Here is a 25,080-nt window from a genome sequence, read left to right on the forward strand (position 1 = left end):
TGGCCTGCGCTTAAGGATAGTTCGGAATCGGAGAGGTCAAGGTGCGAGACGTAATTAGTTTGCCCGCGCCGTTCGTCAGAAACGGCGCGAGCCCAAGTGACACGCGGGGTGGCGGGGTGTGAAAAAAATTATTGCGAGTCGCCTGATGCGATTTCTGCAGGAAAGGTCGCACGCCATAGCTCAAATCCGCCATCCAGGCTGTAGACGTCCGAGAAGCCCTGGCTGACCAGATAGGCGGCTGCGCTCTGGCTCGAGTTGCCGTGGTAGCAGGCCACGATCAGCGGTGCGTCAAGGTCGGCGGCGCGAATGAAATCGGCGATGTTGACGTTGTCCAGGTGCTGGGCACCAGTGATGTGGGCAGCGGCGTAAGTAGGCTGATCGCGGATATCGACCACCACTGCGCCTTGTTCGCGCAGGGCCTGGGCTTGTTCGGGAGGGATACGTTTGAATTCGCTCATGGCGGGCTCCTTGGGCGGGCGGCAAGCGGTGTCTAGCGCTTGGCGGCGGCCGGCTGTGTAACGGCAAGAGGGGGTGGGCACTGGCAGCGGTGGCGCTCGCCGGTGTCGATATTCATCAAGGTCATGGCGCCACCCCACACGCAGCCGGTGTCGAGGGCGAATACGCCGGGTTCATCGCAGTGGCCTTCCAGGGCCGCCCAGTGACCGAAGATGATCTTCGTGTCGCGGGTCTTGCGTTCCTTGTGGGCGAACCAGGGTTTATAGCCGGGCAGGGCGGTGTCGGCGCCTTCCTTGCTCTTGAGATCAAGTTTTCCTTCGGCGGTGCAGAAGCGCATGCGGGTGAAGTAATTGGTAATGACCCGCAGGCGAGCGACACCGGTGAGATCGTTATCCCACTTGACCGGCTCGTTACCGTACATACCGTCGAGGTAGGCGGTGTACAGGCTGTCATCGGCGAGGGCGCATTCAACTTCGGCGGCACACTTGAGGGCTTTCTTCAGTGTCCATTGCGGCGCAATACCTGCATGGACCAGCGCGATATTGCGGCTTTCATCGTAATGCATGAGTTTTTGCCGACGTAGCCAGTCGAGCAGCTCGGCGCGGTCCGGTGCGTCGAGAATTTCCCGCAGGGTATCGCCCTTTTTCAGGCGTTCGATGTTATTCGCGGCGGCCAGCAGGTGCAGGTCATGATTGCCCAGAACACAGACCAACGAATTGCGCAGGCTATATAAGTAGCGCAGGGTCTGGAGTGACGCGGGGCCACGATTGACCAGGTCGCCCACCAGCCACAGGCGATCCTGCGCCGGGTCGAAGGCTACCCGTTCCAGCAGGCACTTGAGGGGCTCCAGGCAGCCTTGCAAATCCCCGACCGCATATGTCGCCATCAGTGCAGGGCTCCTGGCACGGCGAGCCGAAAAGGCTTGATCATGGCATCGAACACATGGCCATCGGTGGCTTTCATCTGATATGAGCCCTGCATGGTGCCGACCTTGGAGGTCATCACCGTGCCGCTGCTGTAGGTGTGGCTGGCGCCGCTGTCGATCAGTGGCTGCTGGCCGACGACGCCGGCGCCACGGACTTCTTCGACCTGGCCGTCACCGTCGGTGATCACCCAGTGGCGTGAGAGCAGTTTGGCCGGCACCAGCCCATTGTTTTTCACCGTGATGGTGTAGGCAAAGGCGAAGCGGTTTTGTTCAGGTTGCGATTGTTCCGCCAGGAAGCGGGTGACGACGCTGACGTCGATCTGGTAGCGAGGATCGGACATGCAAGAGGCCTTAAAAGCAAAAGCGGAAGACAGCAGATGCGGATCAGTCTAGGCCAAGAAGTGTGTACTAGGCCAGACATGCTGTCCGGCCTGGTGCACGGCAGGCTCAGTCCGCGGCTGGCGCAGGCTGGACGGCCAACTGGTCAGCCAGGCGCACGAACGCGGCCAGATCCAGTTGTTCGGGTCGCAGGCTGCCGTCGACGCCGGCGGCTTCGATCTCGGCGTTGCTCAACAGCGCCTTGAGCGTATTGCGCAGGGTTTTGCGCCGCTGGTTGAACGCCTCGCGTACGACGCGCTCAAGCAGTTTGTGATCCTTGGCCGGGTGTGGCAGCACTGCGTGGGGAACCAGGCGTACGATGGCCGAATCGACCTTCGGCGGCGGATTGAAGGCCCCCGGGCCGACGTTGAACAGATGTTCGACGCGGCAGTGGTATTGAACCATGATCGACAGGCGGCCCCAATCACCGCCGCCAGGGCCGGCAGCCAGGCGTTCCACCACTTCTTTTTGCAGCATGAAGTGCATGTCGCGGATGATCCCGGCGTTATTCAGCAGGTGGAAAATCAGCGGCGTGGAAATGTTGTACGGCAGGTTACCCACCACGCGCAGGCTGTTGGGCGCGGCGTTAAGGGTATTGAAGTCGAACTTCAGTGCATCGCCTTGATGCAGGTTGAAGTTGGGCTTACCGGCGAACTGCTGATTGAGGATCGGGATCAGGTCTTTGTCCAGTTCCACCACGTCCAGCTGCCCACCGCTGGCCAGCAGGCCTTGGGTCAATGCTCCCTGGCCCGGGCCGATTTCCAGCAGGCGATCTTCCGGCTTGGCATGAATAGAGCGCAGGATTCGGTCGATCACGCCAGCGTCGTGCAGGAAGTTTTGCCCGAAGCGCTTACGCGCCCGGTGTTGGTAATGCTCGGTCATATACGGGTCTCGGCCATCCGGTAGGCGGTTTCCAGGGCCACGTGCAGGCTGCCGGTATCGATCTTGCCGCTGCCCGCCAGGTCCAGGGCGGTGCCATGGTCGACGGAGGTACGAATGATCGGCAGGCCCAGGGTCACGTTGACGGCGGCGCCGAAGCCTTTGTATTTCAGCACCGGCAGCCCCTGGTCATGGTACATCGCCAGCACTGCATCGCAGTGCTCCAGATATTTGGGGGTAAACAGAGTGTCTGCGGGCAGCGGGCCGCGCAGGTCCATGCCTTCTTGGCGCAGACGCTCCAGGGTGGGTTCGATGATGTCGATTTCTTCATGGCCCAAGTGGCCACCTTCTCCGGCATGAGGGTTGAGCCCGCAGACCAGGATACGCGGTTGGGCAATGCCGAATTTGTGGCGCAGGTCGGCGTGCAGGATGCGTGTCACGCGCTCTATACGCTCGGCGGTGATGGCGTCGGCCACCTCGCGCAAGGGCAGGTGTGTAGTCACCAGCGCCACACGCAGGCCGCCCGTGGCCAGCATCATTACCACCTGCGCGGTGTGAGTCAGCTCGGCGAGAAACTCGGTGTGTCCGGAAAACGCGATGCCGGACTCGTTGATCACGCCCTTGTGCACCGGCGCGGTGATCATGCCGGCGAAGTCGCCGTCGAGGCAGCCTTGCCCGGCGCGAGTCAGGGTCTGTAACACAAATGCCGCATTAGCCTTGTCCAGGCGACCCGCTACGACCTTGGCCTGCAGCGGGGTGTCCCACACGTACAGGCTGCCGGCGGGCGCGGGCGCGTCAGGCCAATTGCCCGGTGACGCATCCAACAGGGTGACAGCCACACCCAGCAGCGCGGCCCGCTCAACGAGCAGGCCACGGCTGGTAATGGCAATCAGGGGGTGTGGCTGAGGTTGCGAGGCGAGCAGCAGGCACAGGTCTGGACCGATGCCGGCGGGCTCGCCGGGAGTCACCGCGAAACGCTTTGGTTTCACTGGGCTGCCTGGTCGGTGCCTGTTGGTCCGGCGCCTGGCAGCTTGATTTCCACATAGGCTTCGTCACGGATCTGACGCAACCAGGTTTGCAGCTCTTCGTCGTATTTGCGGTTACGCAGCACGTTCAGAGCCTGTTGCTCGCGAGCCTGGCTGGTGTTGTCGGTGGCACGACGGCCAAGGACTTCCAGGACATGCCAGCCGTATTGCGTCTTGAACGGCTTGGACAACACACCTTGCGGAGTATCGGCCATCACCTGCTGGAACTCTGGTACCAAGGCTTTCGGATCGATCCAGTTCAGGTCGCCGCCGTTGAGGGCAGAACCCGGATCTTCCGAGAAGCTCTTGGCCAGGGTGGCGAAGTCTTCACCGTTCTGGATACGGTCGTAGATCTTCTCGGCCAGCTCCTTGGTTTGCGCTTCGCTACGGATTTCGCTTGGCTTGACCAGGATGTGGCGAACATGCACTTCGTCTTTCAACGACGTCTGGCCGCCACGGCGCTCGAGCAACTTGAGGATGATGAAACCGCCGGGCGTGCGAGCTGGCTGAGTAATGCCGCCCACTTCCATGGCGCTCAGTTCACGATCGAACGGAGGTGGCAATTGAGCGGCTTTACGCCAGCCCATATCACCGCCTTCAAGGGCGTTGTCACTGCCGGACTGGGCGATCGCCATTTGCGCGAAATCGGCACCGGCCTTGAGGCGATCATAAATCGCCTTGGTTTTGGCAGCTGCCGCATTGAGTTGTTCGGAGTTGGCGCTGTCCGGGGTCGGAATCAGGATATTGGCCAGGTGCAGCTCTTCGGAAAGCTGCATCTTGCCCAAGTCCGATGCCAGGAAGTTCTTCACTTCCTGCTCCGAAACCTGGACGCGCTCAGCGACGCGGCGCTGACGTACACGGCTGATGATCATTTCACGGCGGATCTGGTCACGGGCGTCCTCGTAGGACAAACCATCGTGAGCCAGCGCCGCGCGGAACTGGTCAATGCTCATGTTGTTGCGCTGGGCAATAGTGCCCACTGCCTGGTTCAACTCTTCGTCCGAGATACGGATGCCGGAGCGTTCGCCGATCTGCAATTGCAGGTTCTCGACGATCAGGCGTTCCAGCACCTGCTGGTCCAGCACGCTGGTAGGTGGCACACCGCCGCCACGCTTGGCGATGGTCTGCTGAACTTCCTTGACCCGTTGGTCGAGTTGGCTCTGCATGATCACGTCGTTATCGACAATGGCCACCACTTTGTCCAACTGCTGGACCGCCGCGTGTGCCGAGACGGTCCCCAGGAACAGCGCGCCCAGTATGAGCGGGCGCAGACAATCAGAAAGCTTGATCTTCACGTTCACGATAACCTTGAATGCCTTTGTCGAGGAAGCTCTCTACCTTGGCGCCGGTCAGGCCGCCGAGTCCTTTGAGGACGATCTGGAAGAAGAGCCCGTGGTCACCCTTTTCGTTAAGCGGGGCGAGCTGGGTATATTCGTCGTTGGAAACCCAGTAACGGTTGATGACACGCAATTTCCAGCAGCAGTTGTCGTATTCGAAACCACCAAAAGCTTCCAGGGTGCGGTTGCGGGCATAGTCATACTGCCAGCGGGTGATCAGGTTCCACTGCGGAATGATCGGCCACATCATCGAGAAGTCGTGTTGTTGGATTTTGTAGTAATCCTTCACATAGTTCTGGGTGTCGGATGGAACGCTGTAGTCACCACCGAACTGCCACTTGCCGGTCAACTGGTTGTAGACCACCTGGTCGTTGCGATAGCGATAACCGAGGTTGACCACCTTGTTGGGGTTGTCTTCCGGTTGGTAGTGGAACATCGCGCTGCCGGAGCGAGCGCTGTGTTCCTCGGTATCCCAGTTGTAGTCGGCAGTGGCGCGCCAGTCGCGGTTGAAGCGGAATTCGTATTCCAAGGCAACAGGCGATACGTCGGACTGCGCATCGGCACGGTCGGCTGCCAGTACGCCTGGAAGCTGAACTTCACGATCTTTGAAGTAAACCGCCTGGCCGACGCTGACGCGCTGACGTTCGAAACCGTTTTCTTCGATCCAGCGGCTGGTCAAGCCCAGGGACAGTTTGTTCTCGTCACCGATCCGGTCAGACCCGCTGAAGCGGTTGTCGCGGAACAACGAGGCGTAGCTGAACGAGTATTCGCTGGTGTCGAAGACCGGAATATCGCTCTGGTCCTTGTTCGGGACATAGAGGTAGTAAGCACGCGGTTCGAGAGTCTGGTTGTAATCTTTGCCGAACCAGTTGGTGTGGCGGTCGAAGTACAGGCCGCTGTCGATGCTGGCGATTGGTACCGCGCGATCTTGGGAGCTTTTGAATTCCTCTCCCGGGTTCATCGTATTCTTACCGAAAGTATCGAGGTCCAGATCATACTTGGTGTAAACGTATTTCAACTTCGGCGTGATGAAGCCGTAGGTCGTAGTAAGTGGCAGTTCAACGCTTGGAGCCAGATTCAGGCGCGTACCGTTGGCGCGGGTCAGCCCCCTCACATTGGTATCTAGGCGCGGAGTAGTCGTAATGCCATCTTTATCAGTGAATGTGCCGTCCTCAAGATCCCGATCAAATCTTACAGCTTCGGTCTCATAGGCGAATCTCAAACCGCCCGGGTTATAAGGCAGCGCGCCATTGAAGGTAATCTGCGGCAACCGATCATACGGCGTGATCTGGGAAATCGTCGCCAGTTGGTAGGCCTGAAGGTTCAAACGAGCCTGATAGGAATCTCCGCGATACGTCACAGAGCCCTGCTGATTCAGGAAGTCCTGAGACTCCACCCCAATCTGGTTGCTTTTCAGATCCTGGAAGTAATAAGGATCGCTGATCCGGGTGTAATCCACCTGAGTCGACAACCGCGAATCCAACCCACCCTTATGCTGCCAATTGAGCATATAGCGGGTTTTCTCGTAATCGGTCTGCTTGCTGCGCTCGTCGTTGTCGTCGTTCAGGTATGCGCCGCCGAACTGACCTTCGCTGGCCTTGGTGAGGTAGCGGAATTCGCCTTCCATCAACAGGCCGCGCTTGGTCATGTATTGCGGGTACAACGTGGCGTCATAGTTTGGCGCCAGGTTGAAGTAGTACGGCGTGGTCAGCGTAAAGCCAGTCTCGCTGCCGGTGCTGAAGCTCGGCGGCAGGAAACCGGACTGACGACGATTGTCGATCGGGAAATAGATGTAAGGGGTGTACAGGATCGGGATGTTCTTGACCCGCAACGTCGCGTTGGTCGCCGTGCCGAAACCGGTGGCGGGGTTCAACGTAATGTTGTTGCCCTTGAGCTGCCAGGCGTTGCTGTCCGGCTCGCAGGTGGTGTACGTACCGTCCTTGAGACGGATGATCGCGTTTTCGGCACGCTTGGCGTACAGCGCGTTGCCGCGGATTCGCGACTTGTGCATCACATATTCGGCGTTGTCGATCTGCGCGGCGCCGGTGTCCAGTTGAACCTGGGCGTGGTCGCCGACGATCAGCGCACCGTTGTCACGCAGGCGCACGTTGCCGTTCAGCTCGCCACGGTTCTCGGCCTGGTACAGGCTGGCTTCCTGGGATTCGAGCTGCATGCTGCCCTGGCGCATGACGACATCACCGGCCAGGGTCGCGACTTGCGATTCCTGCTCGTAACGAGAGGCCTTGGCACCGATGAAGGTCGGCGCGTCGCTCTTGTTCGTCTTGTCGTTCATGCCCGGACGCGTCGGTTCGATGTACGCACCGCCGCAATATGGACCGGTTTCGGCCAATTGGGCTGCGGTCAGCTTGTCGCGCGGCACCCAATCCAGGTGGCTGTAGTCGGCGCTGCGCGAACGCAGGCCGCGGCCCTTGGCTTCGGTGACCAGTGCGGTCTTGGGCTCGGCCTCGGTGCTGCCACCCGCCTCGGCCTGTGCCGTGCTGTTGGCCGAGCTGACGGCAGCGCCGTCATGCACCGGACGCGGTGGTAGAGGGGCTGCGGCGGTTTTCGGCGCGCAATCCCAGGCACCCGAAGCAGAGACTGAGCAGTCATACTGTTCCGCGGCGACCACGAATGAGGTGGCGAAGGGTTGCATGGCCAGCAGACTGCCGGTTACCAGCAACGGAAATTTTCTACGAAACGCGGGGGATTTCAATGCCATCTTATTAGTCCGGGCTTCCTGCGTGCCATCTGCCCGCGGTGTGGGCCGCACGCCTCTCGATGGTCTGAAAAAGATGCGTGATAATAAAGCATGACCCGCTTGACGGCTAGCGCCGTCGGAGACCCTTGTAATGCCCGAGCAAGATCTACGTTTACAACAGCTGAAAGTCTGGCTGGATGAGCAGTTGCCGATCCTTTTCAACGCTCAGGACTGGGGCGTCGTACCCCCGGCCACATTGACCGCGGCCAGCAGCGACGCGAGTTTCAGGCGGTACTTTCGATGGGAGGGCGGTGGCCGGACTTTCGTGGTAATGGACGCGCCGCCCCCCCAGGAAAACTGCAAACCTTTCGTCGATATCGCCCATTTACTTGCGACGTCGGGCATAAATGTTCCAAAAATTTATGCGCAGGATCTGCCGCGAGGCTTTCTTTTGCTCAATGACCTGGGCACAAAAACCTACCTGGACGTGATCGACGAGCACAACGCCGATCAATTATTCGCCGACGCCATCGATGCCTTGCTGGCTTTCCAGCAGTTGCCAATGGATGCACCGCTGCCCAGTTACGACGTCGCCCTGCTGCGTCGCGAGTTGGAACTGTTTCCCGAGTGGTACGTGCGCCGCCACCTGGGTATCGACATGGATACCCAGCAACAAGCGCTCTGGCAGCGCGTCAGCGACCAGTTGATCGACAGCGCCCTGGCGCAGCCGAAGGTGCTGGTGCACCGCGACTACATGCCGCGCAACCTGATGATCAGCGAGCCGAACCCCGGCGTGCTGGATTTCCAGGATGCGGTCTACGGCCCGGTCACCTACGACATCACCTGCCTGTTCAAGGACGCCTTTCTCAGCTGGCCCCAGGCCCGTGTGCGGGCATGGCAGCGTGTTTATTGGGAGCGCGCCGTGCAACTGGGTATTCCGGTGCAGACGGATTTCAATGAGTTCCTGCGTGCCAGCGACCTGATGGGCGTGCAGCGCCACCTCAAGGTGATCGGTATTTTTGCGCGTATTTGCCATCGCGACGGCAAGCCTCGTTATCTGGCGGACGTGCCGCGCTTCTTCGCCTTTATAGAGGCGGTCTTGGCTGAGCGTTCGGAGCTGAGCGAACTCTCCGAATTGTTGACCAGCCTGCGCCAGCCCGCGGAGGCGGTGGTATGAAGGCCATGATCCTGGCCGCCGGCAAAGGCGAGCGGATGCGTCCGCTCACCTTGCACACGCCCAAGCCGCTGGTGCAGGCCGGCGGCAAACGCTTGATCGAGTATCACCTGGAGGCGCTGGCCAGGGCCGGTTTCACCGACATCGTGATCAACCATGCCTGGCTTGGCCAGCAGATCGAAAGCTACCTGGGCGACGGCGCGCAATTTGGTCTGCGCATCCGTTACTCCCCAGAAGGCGAGCCGCTGGAGACCGGCGGCGGGATTTTCCAGGCACTGCCTTTGTTAGGAGACGAACCCTTCCTGGTGGTCAATGGCGATATCTGGACCGATTACGACTTCAGCCGGCTCAAGCAGCCGCTCCAGGGCCTGGCGCACCTGGTCATGGTCGATAACCCGGCGCATCACCCGTCGGGTGGTGACTTCTACCTGGATCACAGTCTGCTTCATGATGCGGCGCTCGGTGCCGATAACCTGACCTTCAGTGGCATTTCCGTGCTCCACCCTCAGTTGTTCGCGGGTTGCAGCGCGGGTGCCTTCAAGCTGGCGCCGCTGTTGCGGGCGGCCATGGCGAAAGGTCAGGTAACGGGGGAGCACATGGCAGGACGCTGGATTGATGTCGGCACGCTGGAGCGCCTGGCGCAAGTCGAAACCCTGCTCACAGCGGGGCAGTAGCATGTTGTGGCCAGGGACGCTGATCGGCGCCGGGGCTGGCTATGCCATTGCCAGTATTCCGGGGGCTTTGTTAGGGGCGCTGTTGGGGCAGGCGCTGGATCGTCGCCTGCAACTGCACAGTTGGGCGCAGTTGCGCGAACGCTTGGGCGGCCGCCCGGCGTTACGCAATGACGAATTGCTGTTTGTGTTGTTGGGGCGGCTGGCCAAGAGCAATGGTCGCGTGGTGGACGGGCATATCCAGCAGGCGCGGCAAGAGATGCGCGCGCTGGACATGAGCGCATCGGCCCAGCGTCGGGCGATTGCGGCGTTCAACCGGGGCAAGTCCGGTTCTGACCGTGTGCGCAGGTACCTGCGCGTGCTCAAGGCTCAACCCCATGCCGCCGAAGGCGTATTGCGAGCGTGTTGGCGGATGGTCTGGGCGGACGGTCGCGCGGACGATGCGGAGCGCGATCTGATCAATCAATGGGGCCGCTGGCTCGGCTGGACACCGCAACAGCTCAAGGCTCTGGCCGCTGACTACACCCCCGAGCGCAAGCCGTTGGCGAACCGAGGCGCGAGTTATCAAGACGCCTTGCGCCTGCTCGGAGTAACGGCTACCACGGAACCGTCGGCGATCAAGCGTGCTTATCGCCGCCTGCTCAGCCGTCACCACCCGGACAAGATCGCCGGCACCGGCGCCAGCCCGGCGCAGGTGCGTGAAGCTACCGAACGCACGCGCGAGTTGCATAGCGCCTACGCATTGATTCGCGAACGCCGGGATTTTCGTTAGTCGCCGCCGTTCAAGGGAGTGCTGTTCTTCAATCTGTGTTGGCCTGGGGGCTTAACCAGCCGCGGATCCTGCGGTACAGCTGCTCCTGCTCGGCGGCGCTGTTGCCGGGCAGGGTCTTGAGCGACACCTGCTTATAGCCGTCATTCTTCAAACGCTTGGCCGCTTGCAGGCGGGCCAGGGCGTTTTTGCTGGCTTGCGGGATATCCTGATAGAAGACATCGGCGGTCGGCAGTTTCAAGCCTGGGGCCAGTTGCTGCACATCCGGCTGCCGGCCGTGGGGTGTCTTGGCGTCGACCATGACCAGTTTCTGCACCTGGGCCGGCTGCTTCTCGCTCAAGTAGCGCGCGGCCCACCAGGCCCCGGTGCCATGGCCGAGCAGTACCACGCTGCGTGCGCTCTGGGTCTGGGCGAACGCCACGGCGGCGTCGATGCGATCAAAGATACGCGACGCATCGGTTTTATCCTGCTCGTCGGCACCCGGAACCACCGAAGGGTCGGTGCCCTCGGCTTCGGCGCTGGCGGCTTGCTCGATGGGTTTGTCGGCGGTGCTGGCTTCCTTGCTGCTGGTGTCGACCGTGGCGTTGGGCGCTTCCATGACACGCGGCGGCAGCGTGTCTACGCTGACGTCCGGCAACGACAGGCTCAGGCTGCCCCAATTGGCGTCCGGCAATTTGCGGCGCAACGGGCCGATTGCCTGCGGCCAGTCAGCATTTTCACCGGCGCCCGGTACGATAATCACCAGACCTTCGGGTTCGGCGCTGTTGGCCGGTTTCCACAGGGCCAGGAAAGAATCGCTGCCGGCCTGTAATTGCTGTTGCTCCTGTTGCGGGATTTTGCGTTCCAGAGCGCTGGCCTCTGCCTGGCTGCGTTCGGGCAGAGGTTGGCGTTCCACGGGCTTTTCGGCTTCTGGCGCGGGAGCGTCAGCGGCCTGTACGGAAAAGGCACTGGTAAAAAGCAGCGACAGGCACAATGCTGGCAGTGCCGAGCGGTGGTGAAAGGGCATCGTTAATTCCCGGCCAGAAGTGATTCCAGCAGCCTAATGGGTTGGTCAGTATTTGTCAGTGATGTGAGACGTGGATCATGGGTTTTCGCTGTCTGCTGGTTATCGGCTGTTGGTGCGTTGCCTTGATGGCAAACGCCGCTCCCGCGTCTGCCGTCGGGCCGGCGCAGTTGACCGCGCAGCAGCGCGAATGGCTGGCGGCGCACCCGGAACTGCGAGTGGGTGTGGTGCTGCAAGCGCCTTATGCGCAATACGATCGGCGCCTGCAGCGCTTGTCCGGGGCCAACGTTGAGTTGATGCAGTGGCTGGCCAAGGCGCTGAATATCGAGCTGACCTGGCGCAATTTTCCCTCTCAGGAGCAGCTCGAAGAGGCTGTGCGCGAAGGTGAAGTGGACATCGCGCCCGGCCTGCAGCAAACCCCGGCCGGCCTGCGCCTGTGGTTGTTCAGCGACCCCTACATGCGCGTGCCCCAGCGTGTGGTCGGCATTCGCGAGGGCGGCGGTGCGGTGGAGCTGGAAAAACTCGATGATCAATCTCGCGTCGCGGTGCGCATGCCCAGCGCCGTGGCCGATTACCTGCGCAGCACGTACCCCAATCTGAATCTGCAAGGCGTGCCCATGGAGCGTCAGGCCCTGCAGTTGCTGGTCAGCCAGCAGGCGCGCTACGCCGTGGTGGATGAAGCGCAACTGAGCCGTTTATCAGCGGAGGCGGAATTCGCCGGGCTGGCGGTGGTGGGCGATATCGGCCTGCCGCAACTCTTGCGCGTGGCCACCCGCCGCGAATGGCCGCAGCTGGCCGGCATCATGGAAAGCGCGCTGCGCGCCATCCCCGCCCGTGACCTGGACCAACTGCACACCCGTTGGCTGCAGCCCCAATACCCTCGGCTGTCGCAATCTCCCGGGCTGTGGCAAAACCTCAGCCTGTTGCTGGGCCTGCTGCTGCTCGCCAGCCTGGCGGTGGTGGTCTGGCAGCGCCGCCACCAGCGCCAGCTGGAACACGATCTGCTGGCCGCCCGTGAAGAAAGCGCCGCCCGCGCCGCCGGTGCCCAGGCGTTACGGTTGACGCAGTTTTCCATCGATCAAAGCACTGTCGGCATTCTCTGGGTCAACTGGGACAGCCATGTACGCTATGCCAACCGGGCGGCCGAGACCATGCTCGGTTATGGCCCCGGCGCTTTGATCGAGCGACCGCTGGTCGACCTTGACCCCACGCTGGACATGGACCGCTGGCTCAACCTGTGGAAGCGCGCGCGGGCCAGCGAAGAGGGGCCGCAGAATTTCGCCACCGATTGTGTGCGCGCCGATGGCAGCATCCTGCCGGCTAACGTCTCCTTGAGTTTTGTACGCTTTGCCGACGCCGAATACCTGGTGGTCTACCTCAACGACGTCACCGAACTGCGCCGCACCCTGGCCGCCCTGTTGCAAAGCGAGGCGCAACTGCGCGAGCTGTCGGCCCACCTGGAAACCGTGCGCGAAGAAGAAAAGGCCCGCATCGCCCGGGAAGTACACGACGAACTCGGGCAGATGCTCACCGTGCTCAAGCTGGAAACCTCCATGTGCGAGCTGGCCTACGCGCAGTTGGACCCCGGCCTGCATGAGCGCTTGAACAGCATGAAGCGCCTGATCGCTCAGCTGTTCCAACTGGTGCGCGACGTGGCTACCGCGTTGCGCCCGCCGATTCTCGACGCAGGCATTGCCTCGGCCATCGAGTGGCAGGCCCGGCGCTTCGAAGCGCGCACGCACATTCCTTGCCTGGTGCAAGTGCCGGATAACCTGCCGGCGCTGAGCGACGCCAAGGCCGTCGGCCTGTTTCGCATCCTGCAAGAGGCACTGACCAATGTGATGCGCCATGCCCAGGCGCATACTGTGGAACTGAGCCTGGCGATCGAAGGCGCCGACCTGCGCCTGACCATCAGTGACGACGGTGTCGGCTTCGTTCCGGCCCAAGGTCGAGCGACCTCGTTCGGCCTGGTCGGCATGCGCGAGCGGGTGTTGATCATGGGCGGCCAACTGAGCCTGCACAGCGAGCAGGGGGAGGGCACCACCCTGAGCGTGACGGTGCCGTTGGATGCCTGACAATAAGAGGAAGCCCTTGTGATACGTGTACTGGTAGCCGAAGACCACACCATCGTCCGTGAAGGCATCAAGCAATTGATCGGCCTGGCCAAAGACCTGCAGGTGGTGGGGGAGGCGAGCAATGGCGAGCAGTTATTGGAGACGCTGCGCCACGTCGCCTGTGAGGTGGTGCTGCTGGACATCTCAATGCCCGGCGTCAATGGCCTGGAAGCGATTGCGCGGATTCGTGCATTGAACAACCCGCCGGCGATCCTGGTGCTGTCGATGCATGACGAAGCGCAGATGGCCGCGCGGGCCTTGAAGGTCGGCGCCGCCGGCTACGCCACCAAGGACAGTGATCCGGCGTTGCTGCTCACGGCGATTCGCAAGGTGGCGGCCGGCGGGCGTTATATCGACCCTGACCTGGCCGACCGGATGGTCTTCGAAGTCGGCCTCACCGATGCCCGCCCCCTGCATTCATTGCTTTCGGAGCGCGAGTTCTCGGTGTTCGAACGCCTGGCGCAGGGCGCCAATGTCAATGACATCGCCCAGCAACTGGCCCTCAGCAGCAAGACCATCAGCACCCACAAGGCGCGCCTGATGCAGAAGCTTAATATCACCTCCCTGGCCGAGCTGGTGCGGTACGCCATGGAACACAAGCTTCTGTAGCGGCATATCTATTTGCGACACCCCGCAAAACCGCGCCGCACCCATTCTTGCCGCTTGCAGCGGGGGTCTTGCCGCCGCACTGTCCGGTGCCCGCCATCGGTGTAGGGCGATCCCTACCCCCAACCTTCCAACCGGCTGATGTGATTCTCTCCTGGCCCCCGATTTCCGGGGCTTCGCGCCTGGACTACGCTTGTGCCACAGCAGTCCAAAATAAAAGGTGCGGGTATGAGCGAGGTGGATTCAAATGATGTGCTGGTCAGCTTTCGTGGCGTGCAGAAAAGCTACGACGGCGAGAACCTGATCGTCAAAGACCTCAACCTGGAGATTCGCAAGGGCGAGTTCCTCACCTTGCTTGGGCCTTCCGGCTCGGGCAAGACCACCAGCCTGATGATGCTCGCGGGTTTCGAAACGCCGACCGCCGGTGAAATCCAGCTGGCCGGGCGCTCCATTAACAACGTGCCGCCGCATAAGCGCGATATCGGCATGGTGTTCCAGAATTACGCGTTGTTCCCACACATGACCGTTGCCGAGAACCTCGCATTCCCATTGTCGGTGCGCGGTTTGAGCAAGACCGACATCAGCGAGCGCGTCAAGCGCGTGCTCAGCATGGTCCAGCTCGACGCCTTCGCCCAGCGCTACCCGGCGCAGCTCTCCGGCGGTCAGCAACAGCGCGTGGCCTTGGCCCGGGCGCTGGTGTTCGAACCGCAACTGGTGCTGATGGACGAACCCCTCGGCGCACTCGACAAGCAACTGCGCGAACACATGCAGATGGAGATCAAGCACCTGCACCAGCGCCTCGGGGTGACCGTGGTGTACGTGACCCACGACCAGGGCGAAGCCTTGACCATGTCCGACCGCGTGGCGGTGTTCCACCAGGGCGAGATCCAGCAGATCGCCGCGCCGCGCACCCTGTATGAAGAGCCGAAGAACACCTTCGTGGCTAACTTCATTGGCGAAAACAACCGTCTCAACGGCCGCCTGCACAGCCGCAGCGGCGAACGTTGCGTGGTTGAGCTGGCGCGGGGCGAGAAGGTCGAGGCGCTGGCGGTGAACGTCGGCCAGGTCGGCGGCCCGGTGACGCTGTCGGTGCGCCCGGAACGCGTCAGCCTCAATGGCTCCAGCGAAAGCTGCGTCAATCGCTTCTCGGGGCGCGTGGCGGAGTTCATCTACCTGGGCGACCACGTGCGCGTGCGCCTGGAAGTCTGCGGCAAGACTGATTTTTTTGTGAAACAACCGATCGCCGAGCTGGACCCAGCCCTGGCCGTCGGCGACGTGGTACCGATTGGCTGGCAAGTCGAGCACGTTCGCGCACTCGACCCACTTCTAGAGGCGAATTGATCGCCCCCATGGCTTCACCAACCCTGCACGTGGAGAGAACAACAATGTTGAGATCCCTGAAGTATTCGGCCCTGGCAATTGGCTTGATGGGCGCAACGCATGCCATGGCCGGCCCGGACCTGACCGTCGTGTCGTTCGGCGGCGCGAACAAGGCGGCGCAGGTCAAGGCCTTCTACGCACCGTGGGAAAGCGCAGGCAACGGCAAGATCGTTGCCGGTGAATACAACGGTGAAATGGCCAAGGTCAAAGCCATGGTTGACACCAAGAGCGTGTCCTGGGACCTGGTGGAGGTGGAGTCGCCGGAACTGTCCCGTGGCTGTGACGAAGACATGTTCGAGCCCCTGGACCCGAAACTGTTTGACAACACCGCCGACTACGTGAAGGGCGCGATCCAGCCGTGCGGGGTGGGCTTCTTCGTATGGTCGACGGTGCTCGCCTACAACGCTGACAAACTGACTTCGGCGCCAACCAGCTGGGCGGATTTCTGGGACACCAAGAAATTCCCGGGCAAGCGCGGCCTGCGCAAAGGCGCCAAATACACCCTGGAATTCGCGCTGATGGCCGACGGCGTTGCGCCGAAGGACGTCTACAAAGTGCTGGCCGGCAAAGATGGCCAGGATCGTGCGTTCAAGAAACTCGATGAACTCAAACCGTCGATTCAATGGTGGGAAGCCGGCGCTCAACCGCCGCAGTACCTGGCCTCCGGTGACGTGGTGATGAGCTCGGCCTACAACGGTCGCATCGCCGCCGTGCAGAAAGAAAGCAACCTGAAAGTGGTGTGGAACGGCGGTATCTACGACTTCGACGCCTGGGCCATTCCAAAAGGCCTGGCCAAGGACCGTGCCGAAGCGGCGAAGAAATTCATCGCTTTCTCGGTCGCGCCGCAGCAGCAGAAGACCTACTCGGAAAACATCGCCTACGGCCCGGCCAATACCCAAGCCGTCCCGCTGCTGGCCAAGGACATCCTCAAGGACATGCCGACCACCCCGGAAAACATCGCCAACCAGGTGCAGATCGACGTGAGCTTCTGGGCGGATAACGGCGAGCAGCTTGAGCAGCGCTTCAATTCCTGGGCTGCCAAGTAACACCGCATAACCCTGTGGGAGGGGGCAAGCCCACTCCCACAGGGGATTTCTTGTGTGTGAGAGATTGCATTCATTTTCAAGTTTCGGAGTCAGCCATGGCCATCGCCGTTCCCTCTAACGAGGTCGACAGCCCCACCCTCAAGCAGCGCCTGGCGCGTGCGGAGCGGCTCAATCGCTGGAAAGCCCAGGCTTTGATTGCGCCGCTGGTGCTGTTTTTGCTGCTGGTGTTCCTGGTGCCGATTGTTGCGCTGCTCTACAAAAGCGTCGGCAACCCGGAAGTGGTGGGCGGTTTGCCGCGTACCGTGGTGGCGGTGAAGGCGTGGGACGGGCGTGGCCTGCCGGGTGAGCCGGTGTACCAGGCCCTCAGCGAAGACTTGGGCGAGGCGCGCAAAAACCAGACCCTGGGCGATCTGTCCAAGCGCTTGAACATGGAACTGGCCGGCTATCGCAGCCTGCTGACTAAAACCGCGCGGGCGCTGCCGTTTACCGACGCGCCCGCCTCTTATAAAGAAGCGCTGGAAAACCTTGATGAGCGCTGGGGCGACCCGGCGTACTGGCAGGCGATCCGGCGCAATACCAGCAGCGTCACGCCTTTTTACCTGCTGGCGGCCGTGGATCACCGTATCGACGACCTCGGCGAAGTGGCGCCGGCCACTCCAGACCAGGCGATCTATCTGGATATCTTCGCTCGCACCTTCTGGATGGGTCTGGTGATCACCGCCATTTGTTTGCTGCTGGCGTATCCGTTGGCCTACTTGCTGGCCAATCTGCCGGCGCGCAAAAGCAACCTGCTGATGATCCTGGTGCTGCTGCCGTTCTGGACCTCGATCCTGGTGCGGGTGGCGGCATGGATCGTGCTGCTGCAATCCGGTGGCCTGATCAACAGCGCGCTGTTGAGCATGGGCTTGATCGATAAGCCTCTGGAGCTGGTGTTCAACCGCACCGGAGTCTATATCTCGATGGTGCATATCCTGCTGCCGTTCATGATTCTGCCGATCTACAGCGTGATGAAGGGCATCTCGCCGACCTACATGCGTGCGGCGATTTCCCTGGGCTGCCATCCGTTCAGCAGTTTCTGGCGCGTGTACTTTCCGCAGACCTACGCCGGCGTCGGCGCCGGTTGCCTGCTGGTGTTCATCCTGGCGATTGGTTACTACATCACCCCGGCGCTGCTGGGCAGCCCGAACGACCAGATGGTCAGCTACTTCGTGGCCTTCTATACCAACACCAGCATCAACTGGGGCATGGCCACGGCACTGGGCGGCCTGCTGCTGCTGGCGACGGTTTTGCTGTACCTGATCTACAACCGGCTGGTAGGCGCCAGCCGCCTGCGCCTGAGCTGAGGAGACGTTGCGATGCTGAGCCCTTATATGTCACCGGTGGAACGGGTGTGGTTTTACAGCTTGCGGATTCTCTGCGGCCTGATCCTGTTGTTTCTGATACTGCCCGTGCTGGTGATCATCCCGTTGTCGTTCAACAGCGGCAGTTTTCTGGTGTACCCGCTGCAAGGCTTCTCCCTGCACTGGTACCAGGATTTCTTCGCTTCGGCGGAATGGATGCGCGCGCTGAAAAACAGCATCATCGTCGCCCCGGCGGCCACGGTGCTGGCCATGGTATTCGGCACCCTGGCGGCCATCGGGCTGACCCGTGGACACTTCCCCGGCAAGGCGCTGGTGATGGCCCTGGTAATTTCGCCGATGGTGGTGCCGGTGGTGATCATCGGCGTGGCCAGCTACCTGTTCTTCGCGCCGTTGGGCCTGGGCAACAGTTTCTTCTCGCTGATCGTGGTGCATGCGGTGCTGGGTGTGCCGTTCGTGATCATCACCGTGTCCGCCACTTTGCAGGGGTTCAACCATAACCTGGTGCGCGCGGCGGCCAGCCTGGGGGCTTCGCCGTTGACGGCGTTTCGCCGGGTGACATTACCGTTGATCGCGCCGGGGGTGATCTCCGGGGCGCTGTTTGCCTTTGCCACCTCGTTCGATGAGGTGGTGGTGACGCTGTTTCTCGCCGGGCCCGAGCAAGCGACCTTGCCTCGCCAGATGTTCAGCGGCATTCGCGAAAACCTCAGCCCCACCATCGCGGCAGCGGCGACGTTGCTGATTGCCTTCTCGGTGCTGCTGTTGCTGACCCTGGAGTGGTTGCGCGGGCGTAGCGAGAAACTGCGCACCGCCCAGGTTTAAAGGTCAATACAGATCAAACTGCGGGAGAGGCCTGCCCCTCCCACTTAGGTTCCTTGACCATTCAGCCGCTGAATGGAAGACAACCTGTTTCAGTCAGCTACTCTTGTGCCAGCCCATCCATTAAAAAGAGGCCGCGCACATGAGTACTTCCTCATTCAAGATCGCCCACAAACTACTGACCGGCGCCGGTGCCATCGAGCAATTGGCCGCCGAGCTGACGCGCCTGGATGTGGATAATCCGCTGATCGTCACCGATGCTGCACTGGTCCAGTCCGGCACGGTGGCGCTGGCGCTTGAACATTTGGGCGAGCGCAGCTACGAGATTTTCGACCGCGTGAAGCCCGACCCCGAGATTGCCATCGTCGAGGATTGCATGCAGGCGTACCGTGACGGTGGGCACGACGGCTTGATCGGCGTGGGCGGCGGCAGCGCCATCGACATTGCCAAAAGCGTGGCCGCCTATGCCGGTTACCACGGTGCGCTGCAAGACTTGTTCGGCGTCGACCAGGTGCCGCGCAAAGGCCCGCCGCTGATTGCAATTCCCACCACCGCCGGCACCGGTTCGGAGGTGACCAATGTGGCGATCCTCTCCGACAAGGTCGCCCAGCTTAAAAAAGGCATCGTCAGCGACTACCTGTTGCCGGATGTCGCGCTGATCAGCCCGCAGATGACCCTGACGTGCCCGCGCAGCGTCACCGCCGCCAGTGGTGTGGACGCGCTGGTGCACGCGATCGAATCCTACTTGTCGCTCAACGCCTCGCCGATCACCGATGCGCTGGCCATTGGCGCGATCAAACTGATCGTCAACGCGCTGCCCAAGGCCTACGCCAATCCGGCCAACCTGCAGGCGCGCGATGATATGGCCACCGCCAGTCTTATGGCCGGGATGGCTTTCGGCAACGCCGGCGTGGGTGCCGTGCATGCGCTGGCCTATCCGCTGGGTGGGCGCTACAACGTCGGACACGGCGTGAGCAATTCGTTGCTGCTGCCCTATGTGATGCACTGGAACAAGTTGGCGTGTGTCGAACGCATGCGCGACATCGCCGAGGCGATGGGGGTAGAAGTGGCAGGCTTGAGCGTCACTGAGGCCGCCGACCGGGCCGTCGACGCGATGACGCGCCTGTGCGCGGATGTGGAGATTCCCTCCGGGCTGCGCAATTTCGGAGTGACCGAGGATGCCATCCCCGCCATGGCGGCCGAGGCGGCAGGTATCGAGCGCCTGATGCGCAACAACCCGCGCAAGCTCAGCGCGGCCGACATCGAGAAAATCTACCGGGCCGCCTACTAGCCATTGAGCCAGGTCACGGTGCGCGCGGCAAAGCATGAGGTATACAATGCGCGCCATCGTGATTTAGCTCAGAAAAGGTGTGTCATGCAGCCCTTCGTCATTGCCCCATCGATTCTCTCCGCCGACTTCGCCCGCCTGGGCGAAGAAGTGGACAAGGTATTGGCCGCCGGTGCCGACTTTGTCCATTTCGATGTCATGGACAACCACTATGTGCCCAACCTCACCATCGGCCCGATGGTCTGCGCGGCGCTGCGCAAGTACGGCATCACCGCGCCGATCGACGCGCACCTGATGGTCAGCCCGGTGGATCGCATCATCGGCGACTTCGTCGACGCCGGCGCCACGTACATCACCTTTCACCCGGAAGCCTCGCTGCATGTGGATCGCACTCTGCAGTTGATCCGCGAAGGCGGCTGCAAGGCCGGCCTGGTGTTCAACCCGGCCACGCCGCTGGACGTGCTCAAGTACGTAATGGACAAGGTCGACATGGTGTTGCTGATGAGCGTCAACCCAGGCTTCGGCGGGCAGAAGTTCATCCCCGGCACCCTCGACAAGCTGCGCGAAGCCCGCGCGCTGATCGATGCGTCGGGGCGTGATATCCGCCTGGAAATCGACGGTGGAGTTAACGTCAACAACATTCGCGAAATCGCCGCCGCCGGCGCCGACACGTTTGTGGCCGGCTCGGCGATCTTCAACGCCCCGGACTATCAGGACGTCATCGCCACGATGCGCGCCGAACTGGCGCTGGCGCGTCCATGAGCGGCTTTGAGCAGTTGTTCCCCGGCAAATTGCCACGGCTGGTGATGTTCGATCTGGACGGTACGTTGATCGATTCGGTGCCCGACCTGGCGGCGGCGGTGGACCAGATGCTGCTCAAGCTGGGGCGCAAGCCGGTGGGCATTGAGGCTGTGCGCGAATGGGTCGGCAACGGCGCGCAGATGCTGGTGCGCCGCGCCCTGGCCAATCACATCGATGCCGAAGGTGTCGATGACGTCGAGGCCGAGCGGGCGCTGGAATTGTTCAACGAAGCGTATGAAGGCGGCCACGAGCTGACCGTGGTCTACCCCGGCGTGCGGGACACCCTCAAATGGTTGAGCAAACAGGGCGTGGAAATGGCCCTGATCACCAACAAACCGGAGCGCTTTGTCGCGCCGTTGCTGGACCAGATGAAAATCGGTCGTTATTTCCGCTGGATCATCGGCGGCGATACCTTGCCGCAGAAGAAGCCAGACCCGGCGGCGCTGTTTTTTGTGATGAAAATGGCCAATATCCCGGCCTCCCAGTCGTTGTTCGTCGGCGATTCGCGCAGTGACGTGCTGGCGGCCAAGGCGGCGGGCGTGCAGTGTGTGGCGCTCAGTTACGGCTACAACCATGGTCGGCCGATTGCTGAAGAATCGCCGGCGCTGGTGATCGATGACCTGCGACGGTTAATCCCCGGTTGCCTGGGAGCGGGCGCTGAGATAACGTTGCCCGACCTTGATCCGTCCCCTTCTGGAAATGCCATCGTGGTGGTCACTCGCAAGCTCTGGATGAAAGTCATGAAGGCCCTGGCCCGCTGGCGTTGGCGCGCCTGACCGATCCTGGCCGCGCCCTGCGGCACGTTTTGCCTACCTGACCGTCAGACCCTCACACCACGAGGCACCTCATGAACCGTGAAGAATTCCTGCGTTTGGCCGCTGCCGGCTATAACCGCATTCCCCTGGCCTGCGAAACCCTGGCCGACTTCGATACGCCGCTGTCGATCTACCTGAAGCTGGCCGACCAGCCTAATTCCTATCTGTTGGAATCGGTACAGGGCGGCGAGAAGTGGGGCCGTTACTCGATCATCGGCCTGCCGTGCCGCACCGTGCTGCGGGTGTATGACCACCACGTCAGCATCACCCATGATGGTGTCGAGATCGAAAGCCATGATGTAGAAGACCCGCTGGCCTTCGTCGAGGCGTTCAAGGCGCGCTATAACGTGCCGACCATTGCCGGCCTGCCACGTTTTAACGGTGGCCTGGTGGGCTATTTCGGCTACGACTGCGTGCGCTATGTGGAGCAACGCCTGGGCAAGTGCCCGAACCCGGATCCCCTGGGCGTACCGGACATCCTGCTGATGGTCTCCGACGCAGTGGTGGTGTTCGACAACCTGGCCGGCAAGATGCACGCCATTGTCCTCGCCGACCCGTCCCAGCCTGACGCGTTCGAGCAAGGCCTGGCCAGCCTTGAAGCGCTGCTGGAAAAGCTGCGCCAACCGATCACCCCGCGCCGCGGCCTGGACCTGAGCCGTCCGCCGGCGGCCGACCCGGTGTTCCGCTCCAGCTTTACCCAGAATGACTACGAGCGCGCGGTCGACACCATCAAGGAATACATCCTCGCCGGTGACTGCATGCAAGTGGTGCCGTCGCAACGCATGTCCATCGATTTCAAGGCTGCCCCCATTGACCTGTACCGGGCGCTGCGCTGCTTCAACCCGACGCCGTACATGTACTTCTTCAACTTCGGCGACTTCCACGTGGTGGGCAGTTCGCCGGAAGTGCTGGTGCGTGTCGAAGACAACCTGATCACCGTGCGCCCGATCGCCGGTACCCGCCCGCGCGGCGCGACCGAAGAAGCGGACCTGGCGCTGGAGGAAGACCTGCTGAGCGACGACAAGGAAATCGCCGAGCACCTGATGCTGATCGACCTGGGCCGCAACGACACCGGGCGTGTCTCGGAAATCGGCTCGGTCAAGCTCACCGAGAAGATGGTGATCGAGCGCTATTCCAACGTGATGCACATTGTGTCCAACGTCACCGGCGAGTTGAAAGCCGGGCTCACCGCAATGGACGCACTGCGGGCGATTCTGCCGGCGGGTACGTTGTCGGGTGCGCCGAAGATTCGGGCGATGGAAATCATCGACGAGCTGGAGCCGGTCAAGCGTGGTGTGTATGGCGGTGCGGTAGGGTATTTCGCCTGGAACGGCAACATGGATACCGCGATTGCGATCCGCACTGCGGTGATTAAGGACGGGGAGCTGCACGTTCAGGCCGGTGGCGGCATTGTCGCCGACTCGGTGCCGGCCCTCGAATGGGAGGAAACCTTGAACAAGCGCCGCGCGATGTTCCGCGCCGTGGCGTTGGCCGAACAGACCCCGCAGGATTGATGGCGGCCACAATGTGGGAACGGGGCACCGTCCCACATTGGTTCGCACGCGTCAGAAGTCCAGGCTGACACCGACGCTGACCCCTTGCTGGGTCAGGTTGTCATCCTTTCTCACGTTATACGCGGCCTTCAGCGCCAGCTCCTGGGTCAGTCTATGGCTGACCCCCAGGCTCAAGCGGTCCGAATTGCTGCGCGGCGTGTAGCCATCCAGTTTGAAATCGATCCCCTGCACGCTGTTGAGCGAAATCTTTACCTTCTGGGTGTCGTTTTCGAACTCATGTTCGCGGGCCACTTCGCCGAAAACCTGGGTGAGTGGCGTCACGCGGTAGCTGCCCTGCAGGCCGACGCCGAGACGTTTGGAGTCGCGCTGTTGATCGGCGAACGTCAAGGCAGTTGAGCGGTTGCCCTTCTCTGCGTAGCCATCGACGTGAACTCGCGCATAGTCGGCGCTGACGAACGGCGACAGGTGCCATTCGCTGCCCGGTGCGGCGATGTCATAGCCCAGGCGGCCACTCAAGGCCCACAGCCAGCCATCGGTGTCGCCTTTCTCGGCGCCTTCGCTGACGCCCAGGGCGAACTTGCGCTTGAGGCTGTCGAAATCCAGCTTGCCGGCGGTCAGCGCGGTGTCGGCCCACCAGTGGTTGTATTGATACTGAGCGAATGCGCTGCCCATGTAGCTGTTGAGCTTGTAGTCCGAATCGCTGGCGCCTGCTTCCAGAGTCTGGCGGTACAAACCCGCCGCGACGCCGACGCGCCAGGCTTCATCGAGCCGATAGCTGCCACCGATATTGAGGTTGTAGCCGCTGCCGTCGGCGCCGGCCGAGTGGTTTTGCTCGTCGAAGTCCAGGCGTTGGCCGCCCGCGGCTACGATCGCGCGCCACTGGCCGATGGCTTGCCACGCGCCGTTGTCGCCTTGCCATTGGTTACGCAGTTCGTCCTGATGCGCGCGCAATGTCCCTTGGGCCATTTCCGGCAGCAAGGTCAGCTCCCAGGGTGCGGCCAGCAGCGAATAGGCGTAGTCGGCGATCAGTCGTTGCCCGGCGATGGTGGGGTGGACGGAATCGTTGTAAATGAGCTTGGTCGGGTCCGGGGCACTGCCGCCGAGGCCATAGGTGGGATTGGCGGTACAGCCGCTGCCGCTGAAGCACGTTCCTGTGAGGTTTTGCCCGATGCCCAGACCAAAGCGGCCAGGGTCGGCGAAAGTTTCCTGAAGCAGCAGTGGGATGTTCAGCGGGATTACTTGGGCATCGACACGTGACAATCGCTGCACCAGCGCCTGGTTGAACACGCGACTCAGCGCCGAACTCGAGGCCTGCAGCGGCGTGCCGTTGAGGGCCGGAGTCAAACCCAGGTCGGGCAGCATCCACACCATGATGTAGCGCGCACCGGCCTGTTGCAGGGCGTCCGCGCTGTCGGCCAGACGCCCGCCCGCGGCTGCGGCCTGGCTTGGGCTGAGGACGCGCCCTTGCAGGAAGTCATTACCTCCACCGGACAGAAAATACAGTGCGTTCGGGTCTGCGCGCCCGCCGTTTGCCGGCAGGTAGCCCTGTCGACTGCGCAGCACGGTGCCGCCACCCGGGTTGTTGGGCGGGATCGTGGCGTTGGAGACCGAGGTGATGGAGTCCAGGATGTTGTCGGTACGGTAGCCGCCCACGGCCCAGTTGTTCCCGTCCGGCAGGCCCTGGGCGGCCCGAACGGGGGAGGTGGAGGCATTCAGATCGTGGGTGGGCACGCCCAGCCGTGAACCGAGCAGGGTCGATGAAACCAGGCCGAAATCGCCTTGGAACGTCGGACCGGTGCGGTTGGTAAAGCGCAATGTGGCGCCGGTGGAGCCGTCGGGGAATGTGCCGGCATCGGCCAGGCTATCGCCGAACACCACCATGGTTGAGTACGGCGCTGGCGCTGCAAGCGCCTGGGCACAGGCCAGTGACAGCAGGCAGCCGGCGAGAGGGGCGAATACCGTGGGTCTGAACATAGCGAAAATCCATTTAGTTGTTTTTGTGAAGGCGACGAAACATGAGCAAT

At 61.9% G+C, this 25,080-nt stretch carries 22 protein-coding genes; 13 read left to right on the forward strand and 9 right to left on the reverse strand.

Annotated features, from left to right (window positions below; genetic code table 11):
* Positions 1–128: 128 nt before the first annotated feature.
* The 7 genes from glpE to OSC50_RS01460 form a co-directional block, all read right to left on the reverse strand.
* Positions 129–458, reverse strand: a complete 330-nt coding sequence (gene glpE, locus OSC50_RS01430) for a thiosulfate sulfurtransferase GlpE (protein ID WP_181080232.1) — start codon at positions 456–458, stop codon at positions 129–131.
* A gap of 32 nt (positions 459–490) precedes the next feature.
* A complete protein-coding gene (locus tag OSC50_RS01435; protein WP_181080233.1) occupies positions 491–1,342 on the reverse strand; it encodes a symmetrical bis(5'-nucleosyl)-tetraphosphatase in 852 nt (283 codons plus the stop codon).
* Positions 1,342–1,722: a Co2+/Mg2+ efflux protein ApaG gene (gene apaG, locus OSC50_RS01440; protein WP_181080234.1), complete on the reverse strand. Its 381-nt coding sequence runs from the start codon at positions 1,720–1,722 to the stop codon at positions 1,342–1,344. The genes OSC50_RS01435 and apaG overlap by 1 nt, the downstream gene beginning before the upstream one ends.
* A gap of 106 nt (positions 1,723–1,828) precedes the next feature.
* Positions 1,829–2,641, reverse strand: coding sequence for a 16S rRNA (adenine(1518)-N(6)/adenine(1519)-N(6))-dimethyltransferase RsmA (rsmA, locus tag OSC50_RS01445; protein ID WP_181080235.1), 813 nt, complete (start codon positions 2,639–2,641; stop codon positions 1,829–1,831).
* Positions 2,638–3,627, reverse strand: a complete 990-nt coding sequence (pdxA, locus tag OSC50_RS01450) for a 4-hydroxythreonine-4-phosphate dehydrogenase PdxA (protein WP_266247071.1) — start codon at positions 3,625–3,627, stop codon at positions 2,638–2,640. Before pdxA ends, rsmA begins: the two co-directional genes overlap by 4 nt.
* The gene (locus OSC50_RS01455; protein ID WP_266247068.1) at positions 3,624–4,964 is read right to left on the reverse strand and encodes a peptidylprolyl isomerase; all 1,341 of its coding nucleotides are present in this window, start codon (positions 4,962–4,964) and stop codon (positions 3,624–3,626) included. The genes pdxA and OSC50_RS01455 overlap by 4 nt, the downstream gene beginning before the upstream one ends.
* A complete protein-coding gene (locus OSC50_RS01460) occupies positions 4,939–7,719 on the reverse strand; it encodes an LPS-assembly protein LptD (RefSeq protein ID WP_266247066.1) in 2,781 nt (926 codons plus the stop codon). The genes OSC50_RS01455 and OSC50_RS01460 overlap by 26 nt, the downstream gene beginning before the upstream one ends.
* Before the next feature lie 130 nt (positions 7,720–7,849).
* On the opposite strand from OSC50_RS01460, the gene OSC50_RS01465 reads away from it, so the two are divergent.
* From OSC50_RS01465 to OSC50_RS01475, 3 genes are read left to right on the forward strand one after another with little or no spacing between them, the layout of a single operon-like run.
* Positions 7,850–8,875: an aminoglycoside phosphotransferase family protein gene (locus OSC50_RS01465; protein ID WP_181080239.1), complete on the forward strand. Its 1,026-nt coding sequence runs from the start codon at positions 7,850–7,852 to the stop codon at positions 8,873–8,875.
* Complete coding sequence (murU, locus tag OSC50_RS01470) at positions 8,872–9,546, forward strand: N-acetylmuramate alpha-1-phosphate uridylyltransferase MurU (protein WP_266247064.1); 675 nt, start codon at positions 8,872–8,874, stop codon at positions 9,544–9,546. The genes OSC50_RS01465 and murU overlap by 4 nt, the downstream gene beginning before the upstream one ends.
* Position 9,547: 1 nt before the next feature.
* Positions 9,548–10,315 carry a TerB family tellurite resistance protein gene (locus OSC50_RS01475; protein ID WP_266247062.1) on the forward strand — a complete coding sequence of 256 codons (768 nt, stop codon included), beginning with the start codon at positions 9,548–9,550 and terminating at the stop codon, positions 10,313–10,315.
* A gap of 28 nt (positions 10,316–10,343) precedes the next feature.
* On the opposite strand, the gene OSC50_RS01480 is transcribed toward OSC50_RS01475, so the two are convergent.
* Positions 10,344–11,318 carry an alpha/beta hydrolase family protein gene (locus tag OSC50_RS01480; protein ID WP_253509606.1) on the reverse strand — a complete coding sequence of 325 codons (975 nt, stop codon included), beginning with the start codon at positions 11,316–11,318 and terminating at the stop codon, positions 10,344–10,346.
* 77 nt (positions 11,319–11,395) lie between these two features.
* Between OSC50_RS01480 and OSC50_RS01485 the strand changes: the two genes are divergently transcribed.
* The 10 genes from OSC50_RS01485 to trpE all read left to right on the forward strand — a co-directional run bounded on the left by OSC50_RS01485 (position 11,396) and on the right by trpE (position 23,056).
* On the forward strand, positions 11,396–13,390 hold the full coding sequence (locus OSC50_RS01485) for a PAS domain-containing sensor histidine kinase (RefSeq protein ID WP_181080243.1): 1,995 nt from the start codon (positions 11,396–11,398) through the stop codon (positions 13,388–13,390).
* An 18-nt stretch (positions 13,391–13,408) separates the two neighbouring features.
* On the forward strand, positions 13,409–14,038 hold the full coding sequence (locus OSC50_RS01490) for a response regulator (protein ID WP_034101058.1): 630 nt from the start codon (positions 13,409–13,411) through the stop codon (positions 14,036–14,038).
* A gap of 225 nt (positions 14,039–14,263) precedes the next feature.
* Positions 14,264–15,376, forward strand: a complete 1,113-nt coding sequence (locus OSC50_RS01495) for an ABC transporter ATP-binding protein (RefSeq protein WP_040267156.1) — start codon at positions 14,264–14,266, stop codon at positions 15,374–15,376.
* 44 nt (positions 15,377–15,420) lie between these two features.
* Positions 15,421–16,461, forward strand: a complete 1,041-nt coding sequence (locus OSC50_RS01500) for an ABC transporter substrate-binding protein (RefSeq protein WP_266247054.1) — start codon at positions 15,421–15,423, stop codon at positions 16,459–16,461.
* A 95-nt stretch (positions 16,462–16,556) separates the two neighbouring features.
* Positions 16,557–17,804, forward strand: a complete 1,248-nt coding sequence (locus OSC50_RS01505) for an ABC transporter permease (RefSeq protein WP_181080245.1) — start codon at positions 16,557–16,559, stop codon at positions 17,802–17,804.
* A gap of 12 nt (positions 17,805–17,816) precedes the next feature.
* Entirely contained in the window at positions 17,817–18,641 is an 825-nt protein-coding gene (locus tag OSC50_RS01510; RefSeq protein ID WP_024077705.1) for an ABC transporter permease, read from the forward strand.
* Positions 18,642–18,780: 139 nt separating this feature from the next.
* Entirely contained in the window at positions 18,781–19,929 is a 1,149-nt protein-coding gene (locus OSC50_RS01515; RefSeq protein WP_181080246.1) for an iron-containing alcohol dehydrogenase, read from the forward strand.
* 84 nt (positions 19,930–20,013) lie between these two features.
* A complete protein-coding gene (rpe, locus tag OSC50_RS01520) occupies positions 20,014–20,688 on the forward strand; it encodes a ribulose-phosphate 3-epimerase (RefSeq protein WP_181080247.1) in 675 nt (224 codons plus the stop codon).
* Positions 20,685–21,503 carry a phosphoglycolate phosphatase gene (locus OSC50_RS01525; RefSeq protein ID WP_181080248.1) on the forward strand — a complete coding sequence of 273 codons (819 nt, stop codon included), beginning with the start codon at positions 20,685–20,687 and terminating at the stop codon, positions 21,501–21,503. The genes rpe and OSC50_RS01525 overlap by 4 nt, the downstream gene beginning before the upstream one ends.
* A 71-nt stretch (positions 21,504–21,574) precedes the next feature.
* Entirely contained in the window at positions 21,575–23,056 is a 1,482-nt protein-coding gene (trpE, locus tag OSC50_RS01530; protein WP_181080249.1) for an anthranilate synthase component I, read from the forward strand.
* Positions 23,057–23,107: 51 nt separating this feature from the next.
* Here trpE and estP read toward each other — a convergent pair whose 3' ends face one another.
* Positions 23,108–25,030: an esterase EstP gene (estP, locus tag OSC50_RS01535; protein WP_266247048.1), complete on the reverse strand. Its 1,923-nt coding sequence runs from the start codon at positions 25,028–25,030 to the stop codon at positions 23,108–23,110.
* Positions 25,031–25,080: the final 50 nt, after the last annotated feature.

Origin of the sequence: Pseudomonas quebecensis (assembly GCF_026410085.1) — a bacterium.
Classification (GTDB): domain Bacteria; phylum Pseudomonadota; class Gammaproteobacteria; order Pseudomonadales; family Pseudomonadaceae; genus Aquipseudomonas; species Aquipseudomonas quebecensis.